This is a genomic window from Aeromonas sp. V90_14 (assembly GCF_029967615.1).
GTDB lineage: Bacteria > Pseudomonadota > Gammaproteobacteria > Enterobacterales > Aeromonadaceae > Aeromonas > Aeromonas hydrophila.
Genome location: NZ_JASCAS010000002.1, coordinates 1 through 25,478, shown reverse-complemented (window position 1 = coordinate 25,478; position 25,478 = coordinate 1). Strand labels below are relative to the sequence as shown.

The window sequence follows — 25,478 nt, the reverse complement described above, 5'->3', positions numbered from 1 at the left end:
GTAGAATCGTCCCCCTTTTTTGGTCGATGCCTTCTTAACACCGGATTTCCATGAAAAAAACACGCGCTTTTTTAAAATGGGCCGGGGGAAAATACTCCCTGGTTGAAGAGATTGCCGAGCGTTTGCCGGCCGGGCGTGTGTTGCTGGAGCCCTTCGTCGGGGCCGGGTCCGTGTTTCTCAACACCGACTACGACGCCTATGTGCTCAACGACATCAATCCGGATCTGATCGGTCTTTACAATCATCTCAAGTTGACGCCGGATCGGTTCATCGCTGAGTCGCGCAAGCTGTTCGTGACCGAGCACAACCACAAGGCGGCCTACTACCGGCTGCGCACCCAGTTCAATCAGACCGACACCAGCTTCGAGCGCGCCCTGCTGTTCCTGTTTCTTAATCGACACGGTTTCAACGGCCTGTGCCGATACAACAAGAAGGGGGGCTTCAACGTCCCGTTCGGTTCCTACAAGAAACCCTATTTCCCGGAAAAAGAGCTGTGGGCCTTCGCCGAGAAGGCGCAGAAGGCGACCTTCATCTGTGAAAGCTATGCCGATGCCATCCAGCGCGCCGAAGAGGATTGGGTGATCTATTGCGATCCCCCTTATGCGCCGCTCTCCACTACCGCGAGCTTCACCACTTATTCGGCCGGCGGTTTCACCCTGGACGATCAGGCCGTGCTGGCCAGACTGGCTCGCCACACCGCGGCGCGCAAAGGGGTGCCCGTGCTCATCAGCAACCACGATATCGAGCTGACCCGCGAGCTTTATCGCGGCGCCCGCCTCGACGAAATCCTGGTCAAGCGCACCATCAGCCGCAACGGCGGCACCCGCAACAAGGTGGCCGAGTTGCTGGCGCTCTATCCGCCCGGCATCGAGCCGGAGCAGGGCTACTACCCGAGCGACGCCGAACTGGCGCCACTCGGCTGACACAGACGGCACCTGGGGGTGCCGTTTTTTTATGTCTGCCGCAGTCGATGATGGTGGGGCTGGGTAAACACGGTTTATTGATAGCATTGAGGCCCTTTTTCAGCGTCCGCTTGCGGTGATGATGGCGTCCGCTTTTTCCGTACTGCGTGTGGGTCGTTTTCAGTGTCCGTTTGCGGTGATGATGGCGTTCGCTTTTTCCGTACCGTGTGCGGGTCGTTTTCGGCGTCCATTTGCGGTAAAATTGCGCCGTTTTTTCTGCCACGCTGCCAATGGATGACGCTGATGAAAGACTTTCTGATTGCCCCCTCGATCCTCTCCGCCGACTTTGCCCGTCTGGGGGACGATGTCGCCAAGGTGCTGGCCGCCGGTGCCGATGTGGTCCATTTCGACGTGATGGACAACCATTATGTGCCCAACCTGACCATAGGCCCCATGGTCTGTCAGGCCCTGCGTGACTACGGTATCGAAGCCCCCATCGACGTGCACCTGATGGTCAAGCCGGTGGATCGCATCATTCCCGACTTTGCCAAGGCGGGTGCTTCCCTCATCACCTTCCATCCGGAAGCGTCCGACCACGTCGACCGCTCCCTGGGCCTCATCAAGGAGCAGGGCTGCCAGGCCGGTCTGGTGCTGAACCCGGCCACGCCGCTCACCTGCCTGGAGTACGTGATGGACAAGCTGGACGTGATCCTGCTGATGTCGGTCAACCCGGGCTTTGGTGGCCAGAGCTTCATCCCCGGCACCCTCGACAAGCTGCGCCAGGTGCGTCGCCTCATCGACGAGAGCGGCCGCGACATTCGCCTCGAGATCGACGGCGGGGTCAAGGTCGACAACATTCGTGAGATTGCCCAGGCTGGTGCCGACATGTTCGTGGCCGGCTCGGCCATCTTCAGTCGTCCGGACTACAAGGCGGTGATCGACGAGATGCGGGCGGAGCTCTCTCATGTCAAACGCTGAACGTGATTTTGACCTGGTGCTGTTCGATCTGGACGGCACACTGATCGACAGCGCCCCGCAACTGGCGCTGGCGGTCAACCGTACGCTGACCGAACTCGGGCTGGCCGAGGCCGACGAGGCCGTAGTGCGGACCTGGGTCGGCAACGGTGCCGACAAGCTGATCCAGCGCGCGCTGGACTATCGCGCGGTGCCCGAGCTGTTTGCCAGCGCCCGTCCGCTGTTTGACCGCCACTATCAGGCCTGCCTGCTGGAAGGGTTGGCCATGTATGACGGGGTCGAGCAGAGCCTGCGCCGCCTGCAGGCGCTGGGTTACCAGCAGGCGATCGTGACCAACAAGCCGAGCCACTTCGTGCAGCCGATCCTCGATGCCCTCGGCATCGGCGACTGTTTCGCACTCTGGCTGGGGGGCAACTGCGTGCCCGTCAAGAAACCGAGTCCGGAGCCGCTGCTGCTGGCCTGCCACGAGCTGGGCGTCAGGCCGTCGCGCACCCTGATGGTGGGCGACTCCGAAAATGACGTGCTGGCCGCCCAGGCTGCCGGCATGAAGGTGGTGGGACTGACCTATGGCTACAACTACGGCCGTCCCATCGCAGATTCCCGCCCGGACTGGGTATGTGAACAGTTTGCCCAGCTCGACGCGCTGCTGGCCGAATAAGCTGGCCAGGCAGGCCGAATAACAAGGATCAACACTCTGATGACTAAACCTATCGTATTGAGCGGGGCCCAACCGTCGGGCCAGCTGACCATCGGCAACTACATGGGGGCCCTGCGTCAGTGGGTCAACATGCAGGATGACTTCGACTGCCTCTACTGCATCGTCGATCTGCACGCCATCACCACCCGCCAGGATCCGGCCGCCCTGCGCAAGGCCTGCCTGGACGCCGCCGCCCTCTATCTGGCGGTCGGCATCGACCCGGCCAAGAGCACCGTGTTCATCCAGTCCCACGTGCCGCAGCATGCCGAGCTTGGCTGGATCCTGAACTGCTACACCCAGATGGGCGAGCTGTCGCGCATGACCCAGTTCAAGGACAAGTCCGCCCGTTTCGAGAACAACGTCAACGTCGGCCTGTTCGGTTATCCGGTGCTGATGGCGGCCGACATCCTGCTCTATCAGGCCAATCAGGTGCCGGTGGGCAACGATCAGAAGCAGCACCTGGAGCTGACCCGCGACATCTGCACCCGCTTCAACAACCTCTACGGCGAGGTGTTCACCCTGCCGGAGCCTTTCATTCCGACCGAAGGCGCCCGGGTGATGAGCCTGCAGGATCCGACCAAGAAGATGTCCAAGTCGGACGACAACGAGGCCAACTTCATCGGCCTGCTGGAAGATCCCAAGCAGATCGTCAAGAAGATCAAGCGCGCGGTGACCGACTCCGACGAGCCGGCGGTGGTGCGTTTCGATCCGGAAAACAAGCCGGGGGTCTCCAACCTGCTGACCCTGATGTCCGGGGTGACCGGCCGTTCCATCCCCGAGCTGGAGCAGCATTTCGAAGGCAAGATGTACGGTCATCTCAAGACCGAAACTGCCGAGGCCGTGGTCGCCCTGCTGGAGCCGATTCAGGCCCGCTTCCACGAGCTGCGTCAGGATGAGGCTCATCTGCAGGCCATTTTGGCGGCCGGTGCACAAAAGGCGCGGGAAAGGGCTGAAAAAACCCTGGCCAGCGTATATGATGTAGTCGGCTTCGTTCCTCGAGCCTGACATACTGGGAAGGTGTAGTAGAAGAGAGCTGGGTATTTGCCTGGCTTTCTTTGTTTTACCCGACCTGCTATTCGTTATTTCATCTTCCAATTTCAAACGCGGGCGTCTGCCCCAAGAGTTAGCATGTCTGTCGAATCAAATACCACGATTGAAGAGTTGGGTGACAAGGGTCACTGGCTGCGCAAGTTTCGCAAGGCCAAAAACCTCAATACCCTGCAACTGATGGTCTCCAATGCCATCGACAAGCACCACAAAACCCCTGCCATCGCCGCCGCCATCTACCTGGCCGAGTGCCAGCGCGAGCGTGAAATGGAACAGGGTCGCTATCTGGATCGTTAATTCTCTGCCCTGGTTGACCCATGCTGTTGTTGATCGATAACTACGACTCCTTTACCTGGAATCTGGTGCAATATTTTGGCGCCCTGGGACAGGAGGTAGTGGTGAAGCGCAATGACGAGCTGACGCTGGACGCCATTGCCCGGCTCTCTCCCCGTTATCTGGTGATCTCTCCCGGTCCCTGCACCCCCAATGAGGCGGGTATCTCGCTGGCGGCCATCTCCCGTTTTGCCGGCCAGCTCCCCATTCTCGGCGTCTGTCTCGGCCACCAGTCGCTGGCGCAGGCCTTCGGCGCTCAGGTTGTACGTGCGCGCCAGATGATGCACGGCAAGACCTCGCTCATTCGCCACCGTGGTGAGGGAGTATTCAAGGGGCTCAACGATCCGCTGCGGGTCACTCGTTACCATTCGCTCATCGTGGAGCGCGACACCTTGCCCGATTGTCTCGAGATCACCGCCTGGAGCGAACATGCCGATGGCAGCCCGGACGAGATCATGGGGCTGCGCCATAAGCAGTTGAATATAGAGGGTGTTCAGTTCCATCCGGAGAGCATTCTGAGCGAGCAGGGTCATCAGTTGCTGGCCAATTTTTTGGCCAATCCCTGAATAGTTGTGATCGGCCTCCCAGAATTGAAAGGAGGCCAAAAATATTTTCCCTGACACTTTATTCACCTCCCTCCCTGTCCAAATTATCTCTTGCCAACACCCCCTGAGCCGTTATGCAATGCGGTTGCCTAAAATCTCACGGGCAGTCGAACATTGTTCCCTGTAACGCGCTTTGTTGCAGACTTTTAGCTTTTTTTCTGTGACAATGCCGATGTGTTTACATGGATTTAACTTTTGGGCGGTGGATTATTCTGTCGCCAGATCGAAGGAGAGCAATATGTCAGAGTTGTTGGCAGTGACACGTGAAGTGTTTGATGAAGTGATGGTTCCCAACTATGCGCCCGCCAAGATCATCCCGGTGCGTGGTGAAGGGTCACGTGTCTGGGATCAGGAAGGCCGTGAGTATGTGGATTTCGCCGGCGGGATCGCCGTCAATGGCCTGGGCCATTGCCATCCCAAGCTGGTCGAGGCCCTGAAAACCCAGGGCGAGAAGCTGTGGCACCTCTCCAACGTGATGACCAACGAGCCGGCCCTGCGCCTGGCCAAGAAGCTGGTCGCCGCTACCTTTGCCGACAAGGTCTATTTCTGCAACTCCGGTGCCGAAGCCAACGAAGCCGCTCTCAAGCTGGCCCGTCGCTACGCCATCGAGAAATTCGGTGCCCACAAGACCCAGATCATCGCCTTCCACCAGGGTTTCCATGGTCGTACCTTCTTTACCGTCAGTGTCGGTGGCCAGGCTGCCTACTCCGATGGTTTCGGTCCCAAGCCCGCGGACATCACCCACGTGGCCTACAACGATCTGGCGGAGCTGGCTGCCGTCATCTCCGACAATACCTGCGCCGTGGTGATGGAGCCGCTGCAGGGCGAGGGCGGCATCATTCGTCCCACCGACGAGTTTGCCAAAGGGGTGCGCGAGCTGTGCGACAAGCACAACGCCCTGCTGATCTATGACGAAGTGCAATCCGGCGTCGGTCGTACCGGCGATCTGTTTGCCTACATGGGTCTGGGTGTCACGCCGGACATTCTCACCAGCGCCAAGGCACTGGGCGGCGGCTTCCCCATCGGCGCCATGCTGACCACCACCGAGATCGCCTCCCACCTGAAAGTGGGCACTCACGGTTCCACCTACGGTGGCAACCCGCTGGCCTGCGCGGTGGCCGAAGCGGTGATCGACGTGGTCAACACCCCGGAAGTGCTCAGCGGCATCAAGCAGCGTGAACAGCTGTTCCGCGAAGGGATCGAGGCCATCAACGCCAAGTACCACTGCTTCAGCGAAGTGCGCGGCAAGGGGCTGCTGCTGGGCGCCGTGCTGAACGACGACTACAAGGGCCGCTCCCGCGACTTCCTGCTGGCCTCCATCGATCAGGGTCTGATGGCGCTGGTAGCCGGCACCAACGTGGTGCGTTTCGCGCCGTCCCTGGTTATTCCGGAAGCGGACATCAAGGAAGGGCTGGTACGGTTCGAGAAAGCGGTTGCCCAGGTGGTTAACGCCTGATCCAAATTGAGGTGGGGAACCCTCCCGGCAGGAGCCGGGACCCCACCTGTCGTCAATGAAAGGGAGTTGTCATTTATGTTGGTTATCCGTCCCATCGAGCAAAAAGATTTTGCCGGTCTCAAGACCTGTGCCATCGAATCCGGCACCGGCATGACTTCGTTGCCCGTCAACGATGAACTGCTGCAGCGCAAGATAGACGCTTCCACCCAGACCTTTTCGGACAAGCCTGCGGGCAAGGGTGACTGCCTCTATTTCTTCGTCGCCGAGGATCTGGAGACCGGCGAAATGGTCGGTACCTGTGCCATCGATGCGGCCGTGGGCCTGTCCCAGCCGTTCTACAACTATCACATCGGCAAGGTGGTGCACTCTTCCCCCAAGCTCGGCATCTACAACGTCGTGGAAACCCTCACCCTCTCCAACGACTACACCGGCAATTCCGAGCTCTGCACCCTGTTTCTGCGCGAATGCGCCCGCGAGGGGCTCAACGGCCGTCTGCTCTCCAAGCACCGCTTTCTGTTCATGGCCGAACACCCCGAGCTGTTTGACGAGACCGTCTTCGCCGAGATGCGTGGCGTCTCCGATGCCGATGGTCACAGCCCCTTCTACGAGTGGCTGCAAAAGCATTTCTTCTCGATGGATTTTCCCACCGTCGACTATCTCACCGGCATCGGCAAGAAGCGCTTCATCGCCGAGCTGATGCCCAAGTACCCCATCTACGTCAATCTGCTGAGCAACGAGGCGCGCGCCGTCATCGGTCAGACCCACGAGAAGACCCGCCCGGCCATCAAGATGCTGCAGGACGAAGGATTCGTGAATCGCGGCTATGTCGACATCTTCGATGCCGGCCCCACCGTCGAGTGCGACGTGAAGAACATTCGCAGCGTGCGCCGCAGCCAGAAGCTGCGGGTGCTGGTGGGTGAGCCCATCGGCGGCAAGACCCATCTGGTCTGCAATACCCGCTACGAGCACTACCGCGCCTGCTACGGCAACATCCGGGTCGATCTGGACAAGCACGAAGCCATCATCCCGCCCAAGATGGCGGCCGCACTCAAGGTGCAGGATGGCGACATGGTGCGCGCCGTCGATCTCGATTGAGTCATATCAGCAGTAAAACCGCATATGAAACAGGCAGCCAAGGCTGCCTGCGAACCACAGGGAGTGAAGGATGAGCCAGTTAGTTCAGTTTATTGACGGTCAGTGGCTGGCCGGTGCAGGCAAGCCGTTCGAGTCAAAGGACCCGGCCAAGAATCAGGTGATCTGGCAAGGGGAGGCCGCCAGCGCCGCCCAGGTGGAGGCCGCCGTCAAGGCTGCCCGCCATGCCTTCTATCATTGGTCCGATCTGGCCCTCGACGATCGTCTGGCCATCGTGCGCCGCTATGCCGACCTGCTTGGCGAGCACAAGGAGGCGCTGGCGCTGACCATCGCCCGCGAAACCGGCAAACCGCTGTGGGAGACCCGCACCGAAGTGGCCGCCATGCAGGGCAAGATCGCCATCTCCATCCGCGCCCATGACGAGCGCACCGGCACCGTGGAGAACCCCATGCCCGGCGCCAAGGCGTTCGTGCGCCACAAGCCCCACGGCGTCGTGGCCGTGTTCGGCCCCTACAACTTCCCGGGCCACCTGCCCAACGGCCATATCGTGCCGGCGCTGATCGCCGGCAATACCGTGGTGTTCAAGCCTTCCGAGCTGACCCCCATGGTGGCCGAGGCCATGCTGAAGATCTGGCAGGAGGCGGGGCTGCCCAAGGGCGTGCTCAACCTGGTGCAGGGCGAGGTCGACACCGGCAAGGCGCTGGCCGGCAATCCGGACATCGACGGCCTCTTCTTCACCGGTTCGTCCCGTACCGGCCACTTCCTGCACCAGCAGTTTGCCGGCCAGCCGGGCAAGATCCTGGCCCTGGAGATGGGTGGCAACAACCCGCTGATCGTGAAAGACGTGAGCGACATCGACGGCGCCGTCCATGCCATCGTGCAGTCCGCCTTCATCACCTCGGGCCAGCGCTGCACCTGCTCGCGCCGCCTGTTTGTCGAGCGCGGCGAGCGGGGCGATGCCCTGGTCAAGCGCCTGGTAGAGGTGGTTGGCCAGATCAAGGTCGGCCTTTATGACGCCGCCGAGCAGCCGTTCATGGGCGCCATGATAAGTGAGCGAGCAGCGCTCGGCATGGTCGAGGCGCAAGCCAACCTGCAGCGCCTCGGTGGCGAGAGCCTGCTCACCCTCACGCACCTGGAAGCGGGCACCGGCTTCGTCTCCCCGGGCATCATTGACGTGACCGCGGTCAGCGCGCTGCCGGACGAAGAGTACTTCGGCCCGCTGCTGCAGCTCATTCGCTACGACGACTTCGATGCCGCTATCGAGAAGGCGAATGCCACCAGCTTCGGCCTCTCGGCCGGCCTGCTCGGCGACAGCGAGGCGGACTGGCAGCACTTCTTCAAGCGCATTCGCGCCGGCATCGTCAACTGGAACAAGCCCATCACCGGCGCCTCCAGTGCCGCACCGTTCGGTGGCATCGGCGCCTCCGGCAACCACAGGGCGAGCGCCTACTACGCCGCCGATTACTGTGCGTATCCGGTGGCTTCCGTCGAAGACAGCAAGGCCGCCATGCCGGATCAGCTGTCTCCCGGCCTGACATTCTAAGCAAGGCAAAGGCGGGCGCTCTCTGTGTTGGCGCCAGCGCCTGACCACGACAATAAAAGGGGCACTGAACTGGTGCCCTTGTCTGTACCCGCAATCAAAGGAAAGAGAGATGCAAAAGGATATCGACACCCTGTTCGGTCATTTGTGGGATAACTACATTCAAGTCACCCCGAGTGCCCACAAGGTTCATCAACTGCTGGGCGGCGGCGAGCCCATCGTCAACGACCACGTGGCGTTTCGCACCTACAACCTGCCCAAGCTGGGGCTGGAGAAGCTGGCCGCCCACTTCCTGGCGCTCGGCTACGAGCAGAAGGGTGAGTATGTGTTCAAGGCCAAGAAGCTCTACGCCAAGCACTTCGAGCATAAAGACCCGGACGCGCCCAAGGTGTTCATCAGCGAGCTGAAGGTGGAAGAGCTCTCCGACGCGGCCCAGGCCATCATCCACAAGCTGGCGGCTCAGGTGCCCGATCACCTGACCGACACCCAGGCCTTCCTCTATGCCGGCGCCCCCTGGCAGGTCTCCTGGGCCGATTACCAGACCCTGCTGGCGGAGAGCGAGTATGCGGCCTGGATGGCGGCCTGGGGTTATCGTGCCAACCACTTCACCGTCAACATCAACCGCCTGAAGGACTTCGACACCATCCAGCAGGTCAACGCCGCCCTCAAGGCCGCGGGCTTCGTGCTCAATGGCGTGGGTGGCGAGGTGAAAGGGGATCCTCAGGTGATGCTGGAGCAGTCGTCCACCATGGCCGACAAGGCGGACGTGGCCTTCACCGACGGCGTGCGCACCATCCCGAGTTGTTTCTACGAATTCGCCCTGCGTTACCCGCAGGCCGACGGTGTGCTCTACCCGGGTTTCGTCGAAGCCTCGGCCGACAAGATCTTCGAATCCACCAACGCCATGTAAAGCGGGGCCGGGTCATCCCGCCACTGCTGCATGCAAAACGCCTCCCTTGCGGAGGCGTTTTCATTGGTGGCAGGGGCAGTGTGGCCTAGCGCTGGTAGAGCTCTCCTTCCAGTGCCAGCACCGTCTCCATCCCGGCGGCGCGGCCCGCCTGCAGGCCGATCTGGGTATCTTCGAACACCAGGCAGTTGGCGGGGTTGGCGCCGAGCAGCTCGGCCACTTTCAGGAAGGTGTCGGGGTGAGGCTTGTGGTTGTCGATGTCATCGGCACTGACCAGCACGGGTATATAGGCATCCAGACCGGTGTTTTTCAGGATGTGCAGGGCGTGCTCGCGCGATGAACCCGTGCCTATGCCCATCGGAACCTTGCCGTGGCAGCGCTTGACCAGTTCCCACATGGCGGGAAACACGCTGACCTTGTCGATATGCTCAAGATAGAGCGCCACCTTGCGCCGGGTGAAGGCGTCCACATCGATATCCAGCCCATGCTGCTCGGCCAGGATGGCGACTATCTTGCGGGTGGGAATGCCGCCGAATTCATTGAGCTGGGCGCGATCGAAGGGCAGACCGAACTCGGCGCTGGTCTCCTCCCAGGCATCCAGATGCAGGGGCATGGAGTCGACCAGGGTGCCGTCCATATCGAAAATCAGGGCATCGTATTGCTCAAACCGGAACTGCTCGGACATGGGGCTGCTTCCTCTTGGGGGGTGAACAGCCAGCCTACCAGAATGCAGGAGGCAATGCCGCGAGCGGGGTCATGCTTGCCGCTCAGGAGCGGTTTTGGCCATCGGCTGATGATTTATGAGACAATAATAAGTTCTGCGTTGCAGATCCCGGCATTTTCAAATGAGCGAGCCCGTCATATGTCCCCAAAAACCATCTTCTCGAGCGTGGCCCTGGTGATCGCCCTGGGTTCACTGGAAAAGAGCATAGTCACCACCCCCTTGCCCATCATAGGGGCCGAGCTGAACGCCGGCGCCGCCCTCACCTGGGTGGTCACCGCCTACCTGCTGGCGGCCACTGCCGCCCTGCCCATCTACGGCAAGCTGAGCGACATGTTCGGCCGGGTGCGCATGCTCAACATCGGCATCGGCCTGTTTCTGGCCGGCTCCGTGGCCTGCGGCCTGGCCCAGGATCTGCCGACCCTGCTGGCTGCCCGCGTGCTGCAGGGGCTGGGGGGAGGCGGCCTGATCGCGCTCGCCTTCACCGTCATCGCCGACAGCATACCGCCGCGGGAGGTGGGCAAGTATCAGGGCTACATCTCGGCGGTCTATGCGGTTTCCAGCATCGCCGGCCCCCTGCTCGGCGGTTACTTCACCGAGCAGCTCAGCTGGCGCTGGATCTTCTGGATCAACCTGCCGCTCGGGGCGCTCGCGCTCTGGCTGGTGAACCGCAACCTGGGTCACCTCAATGTGCGCCGTCACAGTCGCTTCGACTGGAAGGGGGCGGCGCTGCTGATCACCGTCACCACCCTGAGCCTGCTGCTGCTCTCGCCGGAGACCGCCCTGCCCGCCATCTGGCTGGCGGCGGGACTGGCGCTGGCCCTGCTGCTGCTGATCCTGGTGGAGCGGCGGGCTCACGATCCCATACTGCCGGCCCATCTGGCCCGGCTGCCCGGTTATCTGGTGAGCGTGCTGCTGGCGCTGGCCTCGCAGCTGTTGATGTTCGCGGTGCTGGTCTATCTGCCGCTGCAGATGCAGTGGCAGAAGGGAATGGGGGCCAGCGAGAGCGGGCTCTACATGGTGATCTTCATGGTCTGCATCACGGCGGGGGCCTTCGTCGGCGGCAAGCTGATCGGCCGCACCGGTTACTACCGGCGCTTCGTGGTGTTGGGGTTCGCCCTGTCGGCGCTGGCGCTGTGGCAAATTCATTTCGACGTCTGGGCCAGACTGGGACTGGGGTTTGCCGGATTGGGGCTGGGCCTGGTGCTGCCGGCGCTGTCGGTGGTGGTGCAAAACGCCCTGCCACGTGAAGATCGCGGCATCGGCATGTCGCTGTTCAACTTCGGCCGCGAGCTGGGGGGCGCGGTCGGGGTGGCCATCTGCTCCGTGCTGTTTCACTCCGCTCTGCCGGCGGGCAGCAGCCACAACCTGGCCAGCCTGAGCCCGGCCGAGCTGGCACCCGGTTTCAGCGCCACCTATATCGGTATGGCGCTGATCGCCACCGCCGCGCTGCTCATCACCCTGCTGGCGTTGAAACGCCACGAGCTGGCCAGCATCCACGCCTGATGGCGTCACCGCGACATGGCAACAGGGCTCCCCATGGGGAGCCCTGTTTGTTGGTGGGTCTGCGTTTCTACTCCTGGGCTGGCGCCTCCTTGCCGGCCAGCTGGCTCAGCCAGGCGAAGCGGCGGTTGGCGTCCAGCTCCGCTTCCCGATAGAGCTGGCTGGCGATTTCCGGCAACTGGCGTTCCAGCCGCTTGAAGCGGGGCTCCTGCTGCAGGGTCTCGGCCAGCGATGCGCTGGGGGCCCGGGAGTCCAGTGCCAGCGGCGCCTTGCCCTCCTCCTTGCGACGTGGATCGTAGCGGTAGAGCGGCCAGAAGCCGGTGGCGGTCAGCTGCTTCATCTGCTCGTGGCTCTGGGCCAGATCGTAGCCGTGCTCCTCGCAGGGGCTGTAGGCGATGATGAGCGACGGACCCGGGTAGGCTTCGGCCTCCTGAATGGCCTTCACCGTCTGGTTCATCTGGGCGCCGAGGGAGATCTGCGCCACGTAGACGTGACCGTACATCATCACGTTGGCGCCAAGATCCTTGCGCCCCTTGCGCTTGCCCTGCTCGCCAAACTTGGTGATGGCGCCGAGCGGGGTAGCCTTGGACTGCTGGCCGCCGGTGTTGGAGTAGCACTGGGTGTCGAGCACCAGCACGTTGATGTTCTCCCCCAGGCTCAGCACGTGATCCAGCCCGCCGTAGCCGATGTCGTAGGCCCAGCCGTCGCCGCCGATGAGCCAGACCGATTTCTCCACCAGGTAGTCCGCATCTCGGGCCAGCTCCTGGGCCGGGGCGTCGGTGCGCCCCTGCAGCAGTGCGCGCAGCTGCGCGATGTGGGCCCGTTGCTCGGAGATCGGCTGGCTGGTGTCTTGCAGCCCCTGTTGCAGTTCGGCCGGGACGGCGTCCCCCAGGCTTGCCAGCAGGCGGCGTACCCGCTCGCGATGCTGATCCACGGTGAGCCGGAAGCCCAAGCCAAATTCGGCGTTGTCCTCGAACAAGGAGTTGGCCCAGGCCGGCCCGCGCCCGTCGGCGTTGGTGGTGTAGGGGGTGCTGGGCAGGTTGCCGCCATAGATGGAGGAGCAACCGGTGGCGTTGGCGATGAGCAATCTGTCCCCGTAGAGCTGGGTCAGCAGCTTGATGTAGGGGGTCTCGCCGCAGCCAGAGCAGGCACCCGAGTATTCAAACAGCGGCGAGATGAGCTGGGAGGTGCGGATGTCGATGCGCTCCAGCTGCTCGGCGGTGCGCTCGGGCAAGTCCAGGAAGAAGTCGTAGTTGGCCTTCTGGGCCTCGAGATGATCCAGCCTGGACTCCATGTTGATCGCCTTGCGGCTAGGTTCGGTGCGATCCTTGGCCGGGCACACCTCGACGCAGAGGTTGCAGCCGGTGCAATCCTCCGGTGCCACCTGCAGCACGTATTGCTGGCCGCGCATGTCGCGGGCCTTCACATCCAGTGCATCCAGGGTAGCGGGTGCACCAGCCAGCGACGCTTTGTCCACCACCTTGGCGCGGATGGCGGAGTGGGGGCAGGCCGCCACGCAGTAGTTGCACTGGGTGCAGAGGTCTGCCTGCCAGATGGGCACCTCTTTGGCGATGTTGCGCTTCTCCCAGCGGGTGGTGCCCACCGGCCAGGTGCCGTCCGGCGGGAAGGCGGAGACCGGCAGGCTGTCACCCAGCCCCGCCAGCATGGCGGCGGTGACGGTCTGAACGAAGTCTGGCGCCTTGGCCGATACCACGGGCGGGCGCTGGTGGCTGGTGGGGTCAAGCGCCTGCAGCGGCACCTGAGTCAGCGCCTCGCAGGTGGCGGCCAGGGCCTGCCAGTTGCGCTCCACCAGCGCCTGCCCCTTGCTGCCATAGCTCGATGCGATGGTCTGGCGCAGCAGCTCGGTCGCTTCTGCCGGCGGTATGATGGCGGTGAGCTGGAAGAAGGCCATCTGCATCACGGTATTGATGCGGTTGCCGAGCTGGCACTCGCGGGCAATCTTGGCGGCGTTGATGGTATGGAGGCGCGCACGCTTCTGGAGCAGGGCCTGTTGCACCTCCTGGGGCAGCCGCTGCCAGATTTGCTCGGCGTCGTAGGGACTGTTGAGCAGGAAGATGCCGTCGGGCCTCAGCCGCTCCGCCATCTGGTACATGTCGATGAACTGCCACTGGTGGCAGCCGATGAAGTCCGCCTCGTCCACCAGGTAGGCCGACTGCAGCGGCCGCTCGCCGACCCGCAGGTGGGAGACGGTGAGGCCGCCCGCCTTCTTGGAGTCGTAGACGAAGTAGCCCTGGGGGTAGAGGTCGGTGTGGTTGCCGAGGATCTTGATGCTGTTCTTGGCCGCCGATACTGTACCGTCGCTGCCAAGGCCGTAGAACAGTGCCTCCAGCTTGTGCTGGTTGCCAAGGCTGGGGCTCGAATAATCGAGGGCCGGCAGCGGCAGGGAGAGGCCGGTGACGTCGTCGAAGATGCCGACGGTGAAGCGCGGCCGTGGGTTATCCAGCGCCAGCTCATCGAAGATGGCCTGCACGCAGGCCGGGTTGAACTCCTTGGAGGAGAGGCCGTAGCGCCCGCCGATGACCCGCGGCAGGCTGGTTCTTTCTCCCCGGCTGACCGCCTCGGCCAGCGCACTCATCACGTCCAGATAGAGGGGCTCGGCCAGGGCGCCCGGCTCCTTGGTGCGATCCAGCACCGCTATCTTGCGGGCGCTCTCTGGAATGACCGCCAGCAGGTGTGCGGCCGAGAAGGGGCGGTAGAGCCGTACCTTCACCAGCCCCACCTTCTCGCCCTGTTCAATCAGCCGCGCGATCACCTCCTCGCAGGTGCCGATGGCGGACCCCATCAGCACCAGCACCCGCTCGGCCTGTGGGTGACCCAGATATTCGAACGGCCGGTAGTGGCGCCCGGTACGCTCACCGAAGGCGTTCATCGCTTCGCTCACATGGCGGTAGCCATCGTCATACCAGGGGTTGGTGGCCTCCCGGCACTGGAAATAGGTGTCCGGGTTGGCGGCGGTGCCGCGAATGACCGGCTTGTCGGGGGTCAGCGCCCGCTCCCGATGGGCACGGATCGCCTCGGCGGGCAGCAGGGCGCGCAGGGTGTCGTCATCGAGCGGCACTATCTTGGTGATCTCATGGGAGGTGCGAAAGCCGTCGAAGAAGTGGATGAAGGGCAGTCGGCTGTTGAGGCTGGCTACCTGAGCGATCAGGGCGAAGTCCTGGGCCTCCTGCACATTGCTGGCGCAGAGCAGGGCGCAACCGGTCTGGCGTACCGCCATCACGTCCGAGTGATCGCCGAAAATCGACAGGGCATGGGTCGCCACGGTGCGCGCCGCCACGTGCAGCACGAAGGGGATGAGCTGGCCCGCCAACTTGTAGAGGTTGGGGATCATCAGCAGCAGGCCTTGGGACGAGGTAAACGAAGTCGCCAGTGCGCCGGTCTGCAGGGCGCCGTGGACGGCGGCGATGGCGCCCCCCTCCGACTGCATCTCCATCACGCGCGGCACGTCGCCCCACAGGTTCAGGCCTCGATCGCTCGACCAGGCTGACGCCTGTTCCGCCATGCTGGAGCTGGGGGTGATGGGATAGATGGCGATGACTTCGCTGGTGCGGTAGGCCACCGAGGCGACCGCGTTGTTTCCGTCTGTGGTGATCATGAATTGCCCACTTGCTATGCCAGTTTGAATGGCGGCTGCGATCAGCCGGCCATGGATAGGTCGTCGCCATAGTAAGAGTGGAAATTAACGCGGAACAAACGGGATAAATAATCAGGCCGAAGGCAGCGGCGGCGCGCGATGGCGGCCTATCGCCGGTGATGGGGGCAAGTCGGCAGAGGGTCGGGCGGGATGGTTGTTGAGGGTAATTCGATTAACTGAATCGGGCGCAAAATGGGTCGATCCGGCCCCGTCAATAAATAATCAAGCAGCAAATAAATTTGCGCTGTCGGGCGACGCGAGAGTGTTTCATGGCCGAGATGACAGGGTCATGGTGCGGGAGGGCCTTTCACATCAGTCATAAAAAGGGCTCCTTAAGGAGCCCTTTTTAATTATCTTGGCGGCTCTCTGCCACCATCATTTCCCTTGCACCTGGCGTCGGGGAATGGACCCGTCTGATGCGATGCCAGCCCGTGAGAGGGGTGCTACTCATGGTGCAGGGTGATGCAATCCAGCCCACCGCTGCCGCGCAGCAGGGCTTCCGCCTGGTTGAACTCCTCCCGATTGTTGCTGGCAGCCTGACCCACGAAATAGGGGGTGAGCCCGGCCACCTCGCGTTGCAGCCAGGCGGCGAATGCCTGATTGAGGGGGGCGATGCTGGCGGCATTGGTGATGTAGAAGGGCTGCTGGCGGGTGCCCATGATGCCGTTCATCCAGTTCACCGGCCGCTTGCCCACGGTGAACGCGCCCGGGGTGGCGATGGGGATCAGGCCGGCATCGCTCAACTGCTGGCGGATGAGAGTGTGGATCTTGTGCCAGCGCTCGCTCTGCTGGCGCAGGTTGGTCACGCTCTGGCCAAGTTCCTGCCGCTCGCTGTCGCTCAGGGTGGCATTGCTAGCCAGCACCTGCTCGATCAGCGCTGCGCTGGCTGCATGATCGTTCAGCAAAATGCGATCGTCGGTCAGCGGGCGCATGGCCATGTCGAGGTGGAAACCGGGCTGGGCCAGGATCACCAGATCCCGCTCGGCCACCTTGAGCTCCTGCGCCATCAGGCGCTGGCTGATGGCCATCATGGCGAGGAAGCGGCGGGTCTGATGATCTTGCTCGGCGCCAGTCAGCCCGGTTCGCTGGTAGCCACCGGCCTGCAACATGCGGCCCAGCCGGGCCAGGGTGGCGGCATCGGCCGCCAGAGTCGGCAGTGCCTGGGCTATCTGCTCATCATTGAACTCGGAGTTAAGCTCGGCGGTTACCACCAGGCTGGCGTACTCCTGCTTGAGGCGGGTCAGCAGATCGAAGGAGGCCGGCAGCGGTTGGCCATGGATGGCGCGATAGCGCTCGGCAATCCGCTCCCCTTGCTGCGGGCTCAGAAACATCCGCTGCTCCGCCGCTTCCCGGGTTGACCCGTCCACTTCGAATTTGGCGAGCTCGGCCTTGGCGCGCGCGGTCTTGGCAAAGGCGTGGCGCTGCGGCTCATCCAGCCCTTGCGGCAGCAGGTTGGCCGCCTCCAGCAGGATGAGGTCCACCTCGGTGTCATGGCCCTTTTGGAAGGTATTGGGTCTGCCCAGCCACTCCTCTTCGCTGAGTTGCAGCCGAAACTCGCCGTCGCGCTCCATCTTCTCCTGCAGAGCGGCAATACGCTCACTGTCCAGCCGGCTGTGGTGCAGGGTGGTCTGCAGCAGGGCATCGCGGCCGATCAGGGCATAGGGCGTACCGTCGGCTCGCTGGCCGGTCAGCATGTTGCCGCCATCGATGATGGAGAAGGTGGGGATGAGCTCGCGCCCCTGCGCCTCGGCGAAGGTGTTGGCCTGGGAGAGCATGTAATCATCCAGCCCCTGGGAATCCTGGCTGCCGAGGCTGTGGTGCCCCTCCTGCTCGGCCTCCGGGCTCTGTTCGGTCAGGGCGGTGACGAAGGCGTGGTAGCTATCCTTGTCGGCCAGCGGCGCCTGGGGGCGGAAGATGAGGGCGCCATCGCGCGACAGCCACATGTTGTCCTCGGTCCAGGTGTACATGTCAGCGTGGGTGCTGACCGAAAAGCCCTGCTCCCTGCCGATCTGCTCCAGCTCCGCCACCAGTTCCGATTCGGTCTGGAGGGGCAGGTGAAGCTGGTGGATCCGGTTGCCCAGATCGTCCTGGGCCAGCTGGAAACTGCGATCGAGGGCAGGGGAGTGCTGGCCGTCGGTGAGGGTGGGGTCATCCGGGAAGATCAGAGGGGCCGCCATGGCCGAGTGGAACCAGAAGAGGGTGGAGAGGGCGAGTGCCACGCCGGTTTTGCGCATGATGATTTCCTGTTGTTATGGCGGGAGAGTGCCCGCGAGCCTGAACCTCGGCGTGCGGCGCCGTGCCGCACGCTTCGGATGGAAACCATAAGGAGCCGGCGAAGAACCACAAGGGCACAAATCTGAATTGACTTTTAACCCTGACTAAACAGCGTTCAATATCGCCGCTTGATGATAAAAACATCGTTTTTGATGGCGATTATTGCCAATAAAAACAGGGTGTTGAACTATTTCAATTGTCGATAGCGAGCTGTGGTTGGATATTGCCTGGCAAGGCGGTGCGGGCCTGAAAATGCGAAGTTTTTAAGTGGGTAAATCGCCGGGGCGTATCGACCGCCGAGGGGAGGGAAATCATCAGTGGGCAGGGGCCACCCTCCATGGCGGAGGATGGCACGGGGATAGAGCTGCCCGTTACTCCCTTGCTGGCAGCAGCCAGGCGGCCGCCTGATAGGGGGCAAAGGTGGCGGTGGGCTGCCCCGGGTAGTTGCTCATCAGCAGGGTGGCACCGGCCTTCGCCTGGTCAAAGTGCGGCATGACCAAAGGGCGCGCTGTAAGGTTGGCGAGCAGCAGCAGGGTGTGCCGCTCTGCGCTTGCCGGATCTTGCCAGCGGCGGCGATAGCCGATGCGATCCGGGTCGTCCCCATCCAGCAGTTCGAAATCGCCGTGGCGAATGACGGGATGGGCCTTGCGCAGGGCGATGAGCTGGCGATAGCAGTGAAACGGCGAGTCGGGGCGGGCCAGCTGCTCGGCGGCATTTATCTCGACGTGATTGGCGTTGAGGGCAATCCAGGGCGTGGTGGTGCTGAAACCGGCGTGGGGGCCGGCATCCCACTGCATCGGGGTGCGGGCGTTGTCGCGGCCGATGGCATCGAGCCGCCGACTCAGCTCGGCAGGCTCCAGTCCCGCCTGGCTGGTACTGTAGTTGATCGCCTCCACGTCGCGCAGCTCGTCCGGCTGCCAGTGGCGGTTGGTCATGGCGAGCTCCTCCCCCTGATAGATGAAGGGGGTGCCCTGCATCAGGTGCAGCACCATGGCCCACAGTTTGGCGCTGGTTTCACGCCACTCGGGTCTGTCGTCGCCAAAGCGGGAGACGGCGCGGGGCAGGTCGTGGTTGCCGAGAAACAGGCTGTTCCAGCCTCGCCCGTGCAGCCCCTGCTGGTGGCGGGCCATGGCCCGTTTGAAGGAGAGGGGGTCGAAGCGGGAGGTCCACTTGTCACTGCCGAGCCCCAGATGCTCGAAGTTGAACACCATGCTGAACTCGCTGCCATCGGGGCTCGAATAGTTCTGCATATGGGCGAGATCCGCTCCCCAGGTTTCCCCCACCGTGATGATCCCCTGGCCGCCGAAGCTCTCGACATTGAGCTCGCGGATATAGTCGTGCAGGCGCGGGCCGTTGCTCATGGCAAGTCTTCCCCAATCCTTGCTCACCATGTCGATCACATCGAAGCGAAACCCCTTGATTCCCTTGCCCAGCCAGAAGTTGATCACCTCTACCATTTCGGCGCGCACCGCCGGGTTGTCCCAGTCCAGATCGACCTGACTCGCATCGAAGTTGTGCAGGTAGTAGCGATCAAGCGCCGGCACGTACTGCCAGCCACTGCCGCCAAAGATGGAGGTGACCGGGTGGGCATCGACGAAGGCTTGATCCCGGAATACGTAATAGCCCTGATAGCGGGGATCGCCGGCCAGCGCCTGCACAAACCACTCATGCTCGGTGGAGGTGTGGTTGGCGACGATATCCATCATGATGCCGATGCTGTGAGCCGCCGCCTCGGCTATCAGCTGCTCCATCTCGGCCAGGGTGCCGAAGGCGGGGTCGATGGCGCGGTAGTCCGCCACGTCATAACCGTTGTCCCGCTTGGGGGAGCGATAGAGAGGGGTGAACCACAGCATGTCGACCCCCAGGGTGGCCAGATAACCGAGGCGTTGACGAATGCCGTTGATGTCGCCCATGCCGTCGCCATCGCTGTCCTGAAAGCTCATGGGATAGATCTGGTAGATAACGCAACTATCGAGGTCGATGTCGGGTGTGTGGAGAGGTCGCGGGTTCATCAGCTGGGCCGGTTGGGGGAAGCGATGGTTTATCTTACGCAGATGCTCGGGCCCTCGACAGGGCGGGGGAAGGTTTGAAAAGGGTTCCATAGTTGGCTGATTGCCAAAAGTGAGGGGAGGGTCACAACTGGGCCATCCCGAGCCACGGCTGTGGTCGGGATGGCACGGCACTCAGCGATGATGCTGCTGCAAGGAAACGGGCTATTGAGCCGCCTTGGCCTGCTCGCTGCGCTGTTCCTGCTGGCGCTCTGCCTTGTCTTGCTGGCGTTCCGCTTGGGCTTCCAGCTCCTTGCCGAGGAAGTAGTTCAGGAAGGTGCGGATCACCGCGATGATGGCGAGGCGGATCAGCTCCTCCTTGCTCGGTGCCACCGTGGTGGCCAGGATGTCGGCGGCGAGCTGGAACTCCAGCGCCAGAATGAGCCAGCTGCCGAAACAGAGCCGGATATGGGGAAAGCCGGGCTCGTGATCCCGCACCCGCGCCGCCAGCCAGAGGGTCTTGCCCAGCCCTATCACCACGCAGGCAATGGAGATGATCTCCAGCAGCAGCTGGAACAGCTCGACCCCGTGCATCATGCCCTCTCGCAGGCTCGCTATCTCAAACACTCGGGTCACCTCCCTGATTCAAAAGAGGACACTATTAACACATCGCTCGGCAAAGACCAAATCCGGCTCAATCAAGCAGTTTGAATTCAATGACATAGAGCGGCGGCAGGGCGGGGTAGATGTCGCGGATCACCTGTTTGAGCTCGGGGAGGGTCATGTTCTCCTGGTGGGCGTGCTCGTCATTGAGCTCATCGAAGGCGACCGCCTTGACCGAGAGCACCTCTATGGTGCCAAAGGGCTGGTGCTCCGGGTTGGTGAACAGGGCCAGCCGCTGGCCGGGTTGCCAGTTGGCCTCGCTCTCGTCGCGGATGGTGATGGTCTTGCGGCCGGCCTGGATGTCGGCGACGAAGCGGCTGAAGAAGGTGAACTCGGGATAGGTAGACATGGCACTCTCCTGACAGGGTGAATCGAAATGGGGTGAATGGAAATCAAAGGTCGAGGTAGGCGCGCAGCCTGGCCAGATCGGCGATGACGGGGCCGTCGCTGCCATCGGCGACGATGCCCTGTTCGATCAGCTCCTTGAGGGCGCGCCGATAGACCCGCTCGGTGGTACCGAAGCGCGCCGCCTCGTGGGCCCGCTTGCGCGAGCCGAGCATGGGGGTGCGCTGGCGCTCGCGCCACAGCTCGAAGGCGATGTTGTAGGCGATGGGGTGCAGCAACCGGCTGGTGGTGATGTCCAGGGTATCCAGATAGTCGCTGGCGAGCGCCGCGGCGAAGAAGAGGGTCAGCTCGGGCTCGGCCAGCAGCCGTTTGGCCAGCTTGTCGGCGCAGATGACGGCGGCGTCCAGCTCGGTCTCGGCCACCACACTCCACTGCACCGGGGTGGCGCTGAAGAACTCCATCTCGCCGAAGATCTGGCTATGGCACTCAATCTCACCGAGTTGAAACAACCGCCCTGAGTGCACCGCGCTGTTGAGGGAAATCCGGCCCTGGGCCACCAGATAGAGCTGCTCGCACCGCTCCCCTTGGCGCATGATGGGTTCACCGGGCAGGTAACGGCGCGAAAACAGGGTGCAGTCAGCCAGCGCCACGGCAAAGCGCGGTTCGAGTGCGGCAAGCTCGGCGTGAAAGCGACCGAGCGGATAGGGTTGTTGCTGCATGGTGAAGGCCCGGCTTGACGAGGGCCATGAGGCTAGCAAGAGCGCAGGCGGGATGCCAGCCCCGGCGCCTCTGAATGTGCCGGGCTTAACGTTTTGCCGGGGCCGCTGCGGCTCCGGCAGACCCGGTCTATTGCGTCAGGGCGTGGAGGGCGGCGGCGATGGCCAGCCGCTCGCCGGTCATCATGGCGGCTTCGCTGGCTGCGTAGTCGCTCACCCCCGCTTGCACGTCCTGCTCGAAGGCCACCACGTTGCAGAGCACGGCGGCCACCCGCACCTTGCGCAGGCGCCCCACGGCGAGCAGGGAGGCGGTCTCCATGTCCGCCCCGAGCACCCCGCGCTGGTGCCAGTAGCGACAGACGTCCTGCTCGTCATCCCGGTAGAAGCTGTCGTGGGAGCGCACCAGCCCGTGCCAGTGAGGCTGGCCGCTGGCGCCGAGATGGGCGAGCAGGGCGGCCTGCAGGCGGATATCGGCGCAGGCGGGGTACTCGGGGGGCAGGTAGGCCTGCGAGGCGCCTTCGCTGCGCACCGCTCCCTCCACCACGATGAGATCCCCCAGCGCTATCTCATGCTGCAGGGCGCCGGCGGAGCCGACCCGGATGAGCGAGCTGGCACCCGCCTGCACCAGCTCTTCCAGCGCGATGACGGCGGAGGCGCCGCCGATGCCGGTGCTGCACACAGTGACGGGCAGCCCCCGGTAGCGGCCGTTGATCAGGCGAAACTCCCGGTGCTGGCCCAGCACGTCACACTCGTCGAGCTGGCCGGCGATGCGGTCGACCCGGGCCGGGTCGCCGCACAGCACCACCCGTTCGGCGATCTGGTCCGGGCGGCATTGCAGATGGGGCAGCAGGCTCATGCGATCGCTTCCTGTTGCGGGCGCTTGGCGCTGACCATCCACAGGCGAGTGCCGTTGGCGGCGATAAACAGCAGGATCAGGTACTCAAGGGACATGGCATAGACCCCCTGGGCGGCATAGACGCCGATGCTGATGATGTTGATGACCACCCAGAGGATCCAGTTCTCCACGTACTTGCGGGTCATCAGGATCTGGGCCACCACGGAGAGCACCGTCATGCTGGCATCCCAGAAGGGGAAGGCATCGGGGGAGGGCTCAGGGGTGGCGAGATTGGCGCCAAACAGGTTGAGCAGGGCGACCGAGGTGCGCGCCAGGGTGGCGAACACCGGGTCGATGTAGAGGGTCAGCAGGGCGATGGCCAGCGCGCTCACGGCGGCGGTGGCGATGAGTTTGGACTTGCTGAGCCAGCGGATCTGCAGGGTATCCCCCTGGGCGTTGGCCGGCCGGGTCCAGGCGTACCAGCCATAGAGGTTGGCGCAGAAGAAGAACAGCTGCAGCAGCAACAGGCCGTAGAGCTGGATCTGGAAGAAGATGATGGCGAACAGGCTGACGTTGATGAGCCCGAACAGGTAGTTGATGGTCTTCTCCTGGCTGGCGCACCAGATGCAGGCCAGCCCGAACAGGGTGCCGACGGCTTCAATCCACGACATGGCGTAACCACCGCCCAGCGGTATGGTCACCAGGGTGTGATTGATGCTGAACCACTCGAATATGCTCATTTTCGTTTCCTTTGAAAATTGGGGGCGTGAACCGGGCCTATTCTAGGGGCGACGGGGGGAGGCTGGCAGGACTTTTGTCCGACCCGGGCCGAGCCACCTCAAAGAATGGAGAAACAGCAGGGGCAACTTTAGGCCCCGATGGCGCCCTGATATGCGATGATGCCCTGCCCCTTTATTGATATGTAACAAATCGGGGAGAAATGAGCTGTGGTCTGATGGAATCCGCTCCGGCCGGGGTGGAGCTGAACAAAAGGAGCAAGTGTGAATTCCGAGTTGGTCTGGGTCCTCTGCATGCTGGTGGGCGCCATTTATCTGTTTGTGAGCAACAAGGTCCGTATGGACGTGGTTGCCTTGCTGATCATCATATTGTTCGTGCTGAGCGGCACCCTGACCCTGCAGGAGGCGCTGGCGGGGTTCAGCGATCCCAACGTCATCCTGATTGCCGCCCTGTTCGTGGTGGGAGAGGGGCTGGTGCGCACCGGCATCGCCTATCAGGTGGGGGATGCGCTGGTGAAGGTGGCCGGCAGCAGCGAGACTCGCCTGCTGGTGCTGCTGATGGTGGCGGTCGCCCTGCTCGGGGCCGTGATGAGCAGCACCGGGGTGGTGGCCATCTTCATCCCGGTGGTGCTGAGCGTGGCGAACCGGATGGGGATCCCGGCTGGCCGGCTGATGATGCCGCTCGGCTTTGCCGGCCTCATCAGCGGCATGATGACGCTGGTGGCGACGCCGCCCAACATGGTGGTCAACAGCGAGCTGATGCGCCACAACATCCATGGCTTCGGCTTCTTCGGCTTCACCCCCATGGGGGTCATCATCCTGGGGATGGGGATCCTCTACATGCTGCTGATGCGCACCTCCCTGGTGCGTGAAGGGGAGGAGGGCAAGAGCAAGCAGATCGGGCGCAGCACCATGCGCGATCTCATTCGCGACTACCGGCTGGCCGGCCGGGCGCGCCGGCTGGCGATCCGGCCCGATTCACCGCTGATCGGCCAGACCCTGGACGAGCTGCAACTGCGTGCCCGCTACGGTGCCAACGTCATCGGGGTGGAGCGCTGGCGCAAGTTCCGGCGGGTGATGGTCACCGTTTCCGGGGTGACCGAGTTCCAGGCCAAGGATGTGCTGCTCATCGACATGTCCGACCCCGAGGTGGACGTGCGCGAGTTCTGCAGCGAGGCGCGGCTCGAGCCCATGATCCTGCGCGGCGAATACTTCTCCGATCAGGCGCGGGAGGTGGGCATGGCGGAGGTCTCGCTCATCCCCGAATCCCGCCTGCTCGGCAAGAGCCTCCGCGAGGTGGCGTTTCGCTCCCACTATGGCCTCAACGTGGTGGGGATCCGCCGCGCCGGTGAGGCGCTTGGCGGCAAGCTGGTGGACGAGGCGCTGCAGTTGGGGGACACCCTGCTGGTGGTGGGCAACTGGAGCCTGATCCGCCTGCTGCAGACCCACAGCCGCGACTTCCTGCTGCTGGGGTTGCCGGCCGAGGTGGACGAGATGGCGCCGGCCCGCAGCCAGGCCATTCACGCCCTCATCTGCCTCGGGGTGATGATCGCCCTGATGGTGACCGATCCGGTGCCCAACGTGATCGCGGCGCTGATCGCCTGCCTGCTGATGGGCAAATTCCGCTGCATCGACATGGAGAGCGCCTACAAGTCCATCCACTGGCCGACCCTGATCCTCATCGTCGGCATGCTGCCCTTCGCACTGGCGCTGCAAAAGACCGGCGGGGTGGACCTCATCGTCGGCGCGCTGATCTCGGCGGTAGGGGAGATGGGGCCACGGGTGATGCTGGCCAGTCTGTTCGCCCTGTGCGCCATCATAGGGCTGTTCATCTCCAACACCGCGACGGCGGTGCTGATGGCACCGATTGCGCTGGGTACGGCGCAGCAGATGGGGATCTCCCCTTATCCGTTCGCCATGACCATCGCCATCGCCGCCTCGGCGGCCTTCATGACGCCGGTCTCCTCGCCGGTCAACACCCTGGTGCTGGGGCCCGGCAACTACCGGTTCGTGGATTTCGTGCGCATCGGCGTGCCCTTCACCCTGCTGGTGATGGTGGTGAGCGTTATCGCCATTCCCTGGTTCTTCCCGTTCTGACGACAGCAAACGACATGGCGGCCGGCGGGTCGCCTTTTTATTGCCCGCTGTGCTCTGTGACATGCAAAGGGTGGTGTGAAGCGAAAGGCCGGGTATCAGCGCCGTCGTAGAGGCGAGCACAAGGCCCAGCCGTTGATACATGGGAGGGATTGCCGGCGTACGATGGCATGGATAGGGGAGGGAGAGCGGTAAACGCCGGATACAAAAAAACCAGCCTGAGCTGGTCTGTTTGGTACTGCTTTTGATGGTGCGGAAGGAGAGACTCGAACTCTCACGCCTAGGGCGCCAGAACCTAAATCTGGTGCGTCTACCAATTTCGCCACTTCCGCAGGAGTAATGGTGGCTATGACGGGATTCGAACCTGTGACCCCCGCATTATGAGTGCGATGC

Annotated in this window: 21 protein-coding genes and 1 tRNA gene; 12 read left to right on the top strand and 10 right to left on the bottom strand. The window is 63.0% G+C overall.

Annotated elements, in window-relative coordinates; translation table 11 throughout:
• The first annotated feature begins 50 nt into the window (after positions 1 to 50).
• From QLG02_RS02435 to QLG02_RS02390, 10 genes are all read left to right on the top strand, one after another.
• Complete coding sequence (locus QLG02_RS02435; RefSeq protein ID WP_011706963.1) at positions 51 to 923, top strand: Dam family site-specific DNA-(adenine-N6)-methyltransferase; 873 nt, start codon at positions 51 to 53, stop codon at positions 921 to 923.
• A gap of 282 nt (positions 924 to 1,205) precedes the next feature.
• Positions 1,206 to 1,880 carry a ribulose-phosphate 3-epimerase gene (gene rpe, locus QLG02_RS02430; protein WP_016351625.1) on the top strand — a complete coding sequence of 225 codons (675 nt, stop codon included), beginning with the start codon at positions 1,206 to 1,208 and terminating at the stop codon, positions 1,878 to 1,880.
• On the top strand, positions 1,867 to 2,535 hold the full coding sequence (locus QLG02_RS02425; protein WP_282464421.1) for a phosphoglycolate phosphatase: 669 nt from the start codon (positions 1,867 to 1,869) through the stop codon (positions 2,533 to 2,535). The genes rpe and QLG02_RS02425 overlap by 14 nt, the downstream gene beginning before the upstream one ends.
• A gap of 39 nt (positions 2,536 to 2,574) precedes the next feature.
• Complete coding sequence (gene trpS, locus QLG02_RS02420) at positions 2,575 to 3,579, top strand: tryptophan--tRNA ligase (RefSeq protein WP_005298400.1); 1,005 nt, start codon at positions 2,575 to 2,577, stop codon at positions 3,577 to 3,579.
• Between the two features lie 123 nt (positions 3,580 to 3,702).
• Positions 3,703 to 3,918, top strand: a complete 216-nt coding sequence (locus QLG02_RS02415) for a hypothetical protein (RefSeq protein WP_011706959.1) — start codon at positions 3,703 to 3,705, stop codon at positions 3,916 to 3,918.
• Positions 3,919 to 3,938: 20 nt separating this feature from the next.
• Complete coding sequence (locus tag QLG02_RS02410; protein ID WP_016351623.1) at positions 3,939 to 4,520, top strand: aminodeoxychorismate synthase component II; 582 nt, start codon at positions 3,939 to 3,941, stop codon at positions 4,518 to 4,520.
• A 277-nt stretch (positions 4,521 to 4,797) separates the two neighbouring features.
• On the top strand, positions 4,798 to 6,015 hold the full coding sequence (locus QLG02_RS02405) for an aspartate aminotransferase family protein (protein WP_016351622.1): 1,218 nt from the start codon (positions 4,798 to 4,800) through the stop codon (positions 6,013 to 6,015).
• 75 nt (positions 6,016 to 6,090) lie between these two features.
• Positions 6,091 to 7,110 carry an arginine N-succinyltransferase gene (gene astA, locus QLG02_RS02400; RefSeq protein ID WP_011706956.1) on the top strand — a complete coding sequence of 340 codons (1,020 nt, stop codon included), beginning with the start codon at positions 6,091 to 6,093 and terminating at the stop codon, positions 7,108 to 7,110.
• A 70-nt stretch (positions 7,111 to 7,180) separates the two neighbouring features.
• Entirely contained in the window at positions 7,181 to 8,650 is a 1,470-nt protein-coding gene (astD, locus tag QLG02_RS02395) for a succinylglutamate-semialdehyde dehydrogenase (RefSeq protein ID WP_282464420.1), read from the top strand.
• Between the two features lie 109 nt (positions 8,651 to 8,759).
• Positions 8,760 to 9,557, top strand: coding sequence for a DUF1338 domain-containing protein (locus QLG02_RS02390; protein WP_011706954.1), 798 nt, complete (start codon positions 8,760 to 8,762; stop codon positions 9,555 to 9,557).
• An 85-nt stretch (positions 9,558 to 9,642) separates the two neighbouring features.
• Here QLG02_RS02390 and QLG02_RS02385 read toward each other — a convergent pair whose 3' ends face one another.
• Positions 9,643 to 10,239, bottom strand: coding sequence for a beta-phosphoglucomutase family hydrolase (locus tag QLG02_RS02385; RefSeq protein WP_011706953.1), 597 nt, complete (start codon positions 10,237 to 10,239; stop codon positions 9,643 to 9,645).
• A gap of 177 nt (positions 10,240 to 10,416) precedes the next feature.
• On the opposite strand from QLG02_RS02385, the gene QLG02_RS02380 reads away from it, so the two are divergent.
• Positions 10,417 to 11,781 (top strand): MDR family MFS transporter, encoded by a 1,365-nt coding sequence (locus QLG02_RS02380; protein ID WP_282464419.1) that lies wholly within the window; start codon positions 10,417 to 10,419, stop codon positions 11,779 to 11,781.
• 67 nt (positions 11,782 to 11,848) lie between these two features.
• On the opposite strand, the gene nifJ is transcribed toward QLG02_RS02380, so the two are convergent.
• From nifJ to pnuC, 8 genes are all read right to left on the bottom strand, one after another.
• Entirely contained in the window at positions 11,849 to 15,394 is a 3,546-nt protein-coding gene (gene nifJ / locus QLG02_RS02375; RefSeq protein WP_282464418.1) for a pyruvate:ferredoxin (flavodoxin) oxidoreductase, read from the bottom strand.
• Positions 15,395 to 15,876: 482 nt separating this feature from the next.
• Positions 15,877 to 17,667, bottom strand: coding sequence for a hypothetical protein (locus tag QLG02_RS02370; protein WP_282464417.1), 1,791 nt, complete (start codon positions 17,665 to 17,667; stop codon positions 15,877 to 15,879).
• Between the two features lie 411 nt (positions 17,668 to 18,078).
• Positions 18,079 to 19,719 carry an alpha-glucosidase gene (locus QLG02_RS02365; RefSeq protein WP_282464416.1) on the bottom strand — a complete coding sequence of 547 codons (1,641 nt, stop codon included), beginning with the start codon at positions 19,717 to 19,719 and terminating at the stop codon, positions 18,079 to 18,081.
• A 201-nt stretch (positions 19,720 to 19,920) separates the two neighbouring features.
• The gene (locus QLG02_RS02360) at positions 19,921 to 20,322 is read right to left on the bottom strand and encodes a DUF1622 domain-containing protein (protein WP_016351614.1); all 402 of its coding nucleotides are present in this window, start codon (positions 20,320 to 20,322) and stop codon (positions 19,921 to 19,923) included.
• A gap of 67 nt (positions 20,323 to 20,389) precedes the next feature.
• A complete protein-coding gene (gene yqfB, locus QLG02_RS02355) occupies positions 20,390 to 20,707 on the bottom strand; it encodes a N(4)-acetylcytidine aminohydrolase (RefSeq protein WP_282464415.1) in 318 nt (105 codons plus the stop codon).
• A 43-nt stretch (positions 20,708 to 20,750) separates the two neighbouring features.
• Positions 20,751 to 21,422: a Crp/Fnr family transcriptional regulator gene (locus QLG02_RS02350; RefSeq protein ID WP_282464414.1), complete on the bottom strand. Its 672-nt coding sequence runs from the start codon at positions 21,420 to 21,422 to the stop codon at positions 20,751 to 20,753.
• Between the two features lie 127 nt (positions 21,423 to 21,549).
• Complete coding sequence (locus tag QLG02_RS02345) at positions 21,550 to 22,275, bottom strand: nucleoside phosphorylase (protein WP_282464413.1); 726 nt, start codon at positions 22,273 to 22,275, stop codon at positions 21,550 to 21,552.
• The gene (gene pnuC / locus QLG02_RS02340; RefSeq protein WP_139750390.1) at positions 22,272 to 22,994 is read right to left on the bottom strand and encodes a nicotinamide riboside transporter PnuC; all 723 of its coding nucleotides are present in this window, start codon (positions 22,992 to 22,994) and stop codon (positions 22,272 to 22,274) included. The genes QLG02_RS02345 and pnuC overlap by 4 nt, the downstream gene beginning before the upstream one ends.
• Before the next feature lie 261 nt (positions 22,995 to 23,255).
• On the opposite strand from pnuC, the gene QLG02_RS02335 reads away from it, so the two are divergent.
• Positions 23,256 to 25,088 carry an SLC13 family permease gene (locus QLG02_RS02335; protein ID WP_282464412.1) on the top strand — a complete coding sequence of 611 codons (1,833 nt, stop codon included), beginning with the start codon at positions 23,256 to 23,258 and terminating at the stop codon, positions 25,086 to 25,088.
• A gap of 245 nt (positions 25,089 to 25,333) precedes the next feature.
• Here the strand turns inward: QLG02_RS02335 and QLG02_RS02330 are convergent.
• Positions 25,334 to 25,417: transfer RNA gene (locus tag QLG02_RS02330), tRNA-Leu, on the bottom strand.
• Between the last annotated feature and the right edge of the window lie 61 nt (positions 25,418 to 25,478).

What these genes read in the sequence shown, in the direction of transcription:
- QLG02_RS02435 (WP_011706963.1), top strand. Translation starts at nt 51, where the DNA reads ATGAAAAAAACACGCGCTTTTTTAAAATGGGCCGGGGGAAAATACTCC.
- rpe (WP_016351625.1), top strand. Translation starts at nt 1,206, where the DNA reads ATGAAAGACTTTCTGATTGCCCCCTCGATCCTCTCCGCCGACTTTGCC.
- QLG02_RS02425 (WP_282464421.1), top strand. Translation starts at nt 1,867, where the DNA reads ATGTCAAACGCTGAACGTGATTTTGACCTGGTGCTGTTCGATCTGGAC.
- trpS (WP_005298400.1), top strand. Translation starts at nt 2,575, where the DNA reads ATGACTAAACCTATCGTATTGAGCGGGGCCCAACCGTCGGGCCAGCTG.
- QLG02_RS02415 (WP_011706959.1), top strand. Translation starts at nt 3,703, where the DNA reads ATGTCTGTCGAATCAAATACCACGATTGAAGAGTTGGGTGACAAGGGT.
- QLG02_RS02410 (WP_016351623.1), top strand. Translation starts at nt 3,939, where the DNA reads ATGCTGTTGTTGATCGATAACTACGACTCCTTTACCTGGAATCTGGTG.
- QLG02_RS02405 (WP_016351622.1), top strand. Translation starts at nt 4,798, where the DNA reads ATGTCAGAGTTGTTGGCAGTGACACGTGAAGTGTTTGATGAAGTGATG.
- astA (WP_011706956.1), top strand. Translation starts at nt 6,091, where the DNA reads ATGTTGGTTATCCGTCCCATCGAGCAAAAAGATTTTGCCGGTCTCAAG.
- astD (WP_282464420.1), top strand. Translation starts at nt 7,181, where the DNA reads ATGAGCCAGTTAGTTCAGTTTATTGACGGTCAGTGGCTGGCCGGTGCA.
- QLG02_RS02390 (WP_011706954.1), top strand. Translation starts at nt 8,760, where the DNA reads ATGCAAAAGGATATCGACACCCTGTTCGGTCATTTGTGGGATAACTAC.
- QLG02_RS02385 (WP_011706953.1), bottom strand. Translation starts at nt 10,239, where the DNA reads ATGTCCGAGCAGTTCCGGTTTGAGCAATACGATGCCCTGATTTTCGAT.
- QLG02_RS02380 (WP_282464419.1), top strand. Translation starts at nt 10,417, where the DNA reads ATGTCCCCAAAAACCATCTTCTCGAGCGTGGCCCTGGTGATCGCCCTG.
- nifJ (WP_282464418.1), bottom strand. Translation starts at nt 15,394, where the DNA reads ATGATCACCACAGACGGAAACAACGCGGTCGCCTCGGTGGCCTACCGC.
- QLG02_RS02370 (WP_282464417.1), bottom strand. Translation starts at nt 17,667, where the DNA reads ATGCGCAAAACCGGCGTGGCACTCGCCCTCTCCACCCTCTTCTGGTTC.
- QLG02_RS02365 (WP_282464416.1), bottom strand. Translation starts at nt 19,719, where the DNA reads ATGAACCCGCGACCTCTCCACACACCCGACATCGACCTCGATAGTTGC.
- yqfB (WP_282464415.1), bottom strand. Translation starts at nt 20,707, where the DNA reads ATGTCTACCTATCCCGAGTTCACCTTCTTCAGCCGCTTCGTCGCCGAC.
- QLG02_RS02350 (WP_282464414.1), bottom strand. Translation starts at nt 21,422, where the DNA reads ATGCAGCAACAACCCTATCCGCTCGGTCGCTTTCACGCCGAGCTTGCC.
- QLG02_RS02345 (WP_282464413.1), bottom strand. Translation starts at nt 22,275, where the DNA reads ATGAGCCTGCTGCCCCATCTGCAATGCCGCCCGGACCAGATCGCCGAA.
- pnuC (WP_139750390.1), bottom strand. Translation starts at nt 22,994, where the DNA reads ATGAGCATATTCGAGTGGTTCAGCATCAATCACACCCTGGTGACCATA.